Origin of the sequence: Streptomyces sp. NPDC059567, assembly GCF_042735655.1 — a bacterium.
Lineage (GTDB): Bacteria > Actinomycetota > Actinomycetes > Streptomycetales > Streptomycetaceae > Streptomyces.
This window is the reverse complement of the sequence record NZ_JBHWBS010000204.1, coordinates 1-2938: the sequence shown is the minus strand read 5'-3', so window position 1 is coordinate 2938 and position 2938 is coordinate 1. Positions and strand designations below refer to the sequence as shown.

Annotated in this window: 3 protein-coding genes; 1 reads left to right on the top strand and 2 read right to left on the bottom strand. The window is 73.9% G+C overall.

What is annotated here, in order from left to right:
- Positions 1-127: 127 nt before the first annotated feature.
- Positions 128-535, bottom strand: coding sequence for a VOC family protein (locus ACFVZW_RS36975; protein ID WP_376441127.1), 408 nt, complete (start codon positions 533-535; stop codon positions 128-130).
- Positions 536-624: 89 nt separating this feature from the next.
- Between ACFVZW_RS36975 and ACFVZW_RS36970 the strand changes: the two genes are divergently transcribed.
- The gene (locus ACFVZW_RS36970; RefSeq protein ID WP_384530979.1) at positions 625-1713 is read left to right on the top strand and encodes a helix-turn-helix transcriptional regulator; all 1089 of its coding nucleotides are present in this window, start codon (positions 625-627) and stop codon (positions 1711-1713) included.
- Here ACFVZW_RS36970 and ACFVZW_RS36965 read toward each other — a convergent pair.
- On the bottom strand, positions 1667-2881 hold the full coding sequence (locus ACFVZW_RS36965; protein WP_384530977.1) for an FAD-dependent monooxygenase: 1215 nt from the start codon (positions 2879-2881) through the stop codon (positions 1667-1669). The two genes, ACFVZW_RS36970 and ACFVZW_RS36965, sit on opposite strands and share 47 nt — an antisense overlap.
- Between the last annotated feature and the right edge of the window lie 57 nt (positions 2882-2938).

Sequence of the window (2938 nt, the reverse complement as noted above, 5' to 3'; positions counted from 1 at the left end):
CGGCGCCGCGCCCGCGGGGGGCCCCCCGGGCGCCCCCCGGGGCGCGGGGGGCGCGGGGGGCCCCCCCCGCCCGGGGGGGGGCCCACGGTCGTATCCGCGGTGCGAGCGCCGAGGCCGGGAGGGCGCGTCAGGCGCCCAGCATCTCCAGATAGTGCTCGTTGTACATGATGCCCAGGACGTTGCCGAAGGGATCGGTCACGGAGGCGGTGACGAAGCCGGGACCGTACTCGGTCAGCGGCGTGTACAGCGTGGCGCCCATCGAGAGCAGCCGGGCGAGGGTGCCCTCCACGTCGTCGACGTGCCAGTGGCCGATCGCGCCACCGGGGACGTCGGGCAGACCCGGCGGGGCGTAGCGCCGGTCGATGAGGCCGAGTTCGGTCTGGTGGTCACCGATCCTGAACTCGTAGTAGGCGGCGGGCTTCCCGTCGCCAGGGCGCTCGAAGTACGGCTCGACGCCCAGCAGTTCCGCGTACCACGTCTTGGCTGCTTCCACGTCGTCGGCGAAGAAGTTGACGGTGGCGAGTCCTCGCAGCATGGGTGGTTCCTTCCTTCGTTCCGTATCCGTGACCATCCTCCGACCTAAAGCGCTCACCAACTGAGCACTTTACGAGAGAAGCTGGGAACATGCGCGCTGACCGACTCGTTTCCGCCCTTCTGCTCATGCAGCGCAGGGGCCGGGTGACCGCCGCCGAGCTGGCGAAAGAGCTCGACGTGTCCGTCGCCACCGCACGCCGTGACCTGGAGGCGATGTCCGCCGCCGGCATCCCGGTGTATCCGCAGCCGGGCCGCGGCGGCGGCTGGTCGCTCGTCGGCGGGGCGCGGACCGACCTCAGCGGACTTTCGGCCAACGAGGCCCAGGCGCTGTTCCTGCTCGTCGGCCCGGCCGCGGCGGCTTCCGGGGACGCCAAGGCGGCGCTGAACAAGCTGCTGCGGGCGCTGCCGCAGACCTTCCGGGCCGACGCGGAGGCCGCCGCCGACGCCACCATGGTCGACCCCACGCCGTGGGGCGAGCGCGACCGCGGCCGGCCGGAGATGGTCGACCGCCTGCAGGCCGCGGTGATCCGCCGGCGCAAGGTCCGGCTGACGTACACCAACGGCGCCCGGGAGCGGACCGAGCGGCTCGTCGACCCCTGGGGTCTGGTCGACAAGGACGACATCTGGTACCTGATCGCCGGCACCGAGCGGGGGCGGCGCACCTTCCGGGTCGACCGGATCTCCGCCGCGGAGCAGACCGGCGAGACCGCCGAACGCCCCGACGACTTCACTCTCGCCGCGGCCTGGCAGGAGGTCGTCGGCGACGTGGAGCGCAAGCGCTCGCGCACCTGGGCGACCGTGCTCGTCGAGACCCGGTACGTGAACGTCCTGCGCGACCGGTTGGGACGCCACTGCCACGCCGACGGCGAGGCCGCCGACGGCCGGGCCCGGATCCGCCTCGCCTCGCCGACCCCGCTGGACGTCGCCCGGAATCTGGCGGGGTGGGGCGGCCTGATCGAGGTGCTCGAACCCGTCTCCGTGCAGGTGGAGTTGGCGCGGATAGGTGCCGAACTGGCGGCCCGGTACGCGGGGGTGAGCGCGGACGACGGTGAGCGCGCGGACGAGGACGACCGCCACCCCTCGCTCGAAGCGGGGTGGCGGTCGCCGTCGGATGCGTCGGGGGAGCCGCGCGTCATGCCGCCTCGGCAAGCGCCAGAGCGGGCTCTCGGGTCTCGGTGAACGACGTGGAGCCGTGCAGCCACGCCACGGCGTCGCGCAGCCCGGCGGGGGAGAGGCCCGCCAGCATCGCGTTCCGGACCGGCACGTCCGCCCCGGCCGCGTGGTAGAGCCGTTCTCCCATCTCGCGCGCGGTCAGGGTGGTGCGGGCGGTACGGCCCCGCCGCAGCGTGTTGTACTCCACCAGCCACCGCGGCGCGTCCACCGACGCGCGGGCACCGAGCAGCCCGCCCAGGACCACCGCGTCCTCCAGGGCCATGCAGGCTCCCTGGGCGGCGTACTGGAGCATCGGATGCGCGGCGTCCCCGAGCAGGGCCACCCGGCCGTCCACCCACCCGTCGACCGGATCGCGGTCGCAGAGCACCCAGATCCTCCAGTCCCGGCCGAGCTCCAGCAGACGCCGTGCCTCCTCGCAGAGTCCGGGGAACTCGCCCAGGACATGGGAACGGCTCGCGGCAGCGCCGGTGATCTCCTCGCGGGCGCCGTCGTCCCGGGTGGCCGCGAGATTGAGGAACGCGCCGCCGCCGATCGGATAGTGCACGAAGTGCCAGCCCGGGCCCGCCCACAGGGTGACGGTCTTCGACCGCAGCTCCTCGGGCACCTCTGCCATCGGTATCACGGAACGGTAGATGGTGTGCCCCGAGATCCGCGGGCCGCCGTCGCCGACGAGCTGGGCCCTTACCGCCGAACGCAGCCCGTCGGCACCGAGCAGCACGTCCGCGGAGAACCGCTCCCCGGCCGAGGTCAGCGCCGTCACCCGGTCACCGGTCTGCCGGTAGCCGGCCACCCGGTGTCCGGCGAGCAGCTCCACGCCGGCCTCGCGGCAGCCGTCGAGCAGCGCCCGGTGCAGATCGCCCCGGTGGACCACGGCGTACGGACCGCCGAACCGGGTCCGGTACGCGCCGGTCAGCTCCATGGCGGCGACCCGCTGTCCCGACGTGCCGTCCAGGAAGCGCAGTTCGTCGATGAAGTCGGCCCGCTCGGCCACCCGCTCGCGCACCCCCAGGATGCCGAGCGCGTGGAAGGCGTTGGGCGCCAGCTGGATTCCCGCACCGATCTCCGAGAACTCCGGCCGGCCCTCCAGGACCGTCGCCCGGTGTCCGGCCCGAGCCTGGGCCAGAGCGGCGGCGAGTCCGCCGATGCCGCCACCCGCGACGAGTATGTGAGTCATCGTCTGCTCCTCTTACGATGCGGCGGGGGGGGGGGGGCGGGCCGGCCCGGCGGGCCG

Bases quoted from the DNA above. Each gene is read 5' to 3' on its own strand.
- ACFVZW_RS36965 (WP_384530977.1), bottom strand. From the start codon at position 2,881: ATGACTCACATACTCGTCGCGGGTGGCGGCATCGGCGGACTCGCCGCC.
- ACFVZW_RS36970 (WP_384530979.1), top strand. From the start codon at position 625: ATGCGCGCTGACCGACTCGTTTCCGCCCTTCTGCTCATGCAGCGCAGG.
- ACFVZW_RS36975 (WP_376441127.1), bottom strand. From the start codon at position 535: ATGCTGCGAGGACTCGCCACCGTCAACTTCTTCGCCGACGACGTGGAA.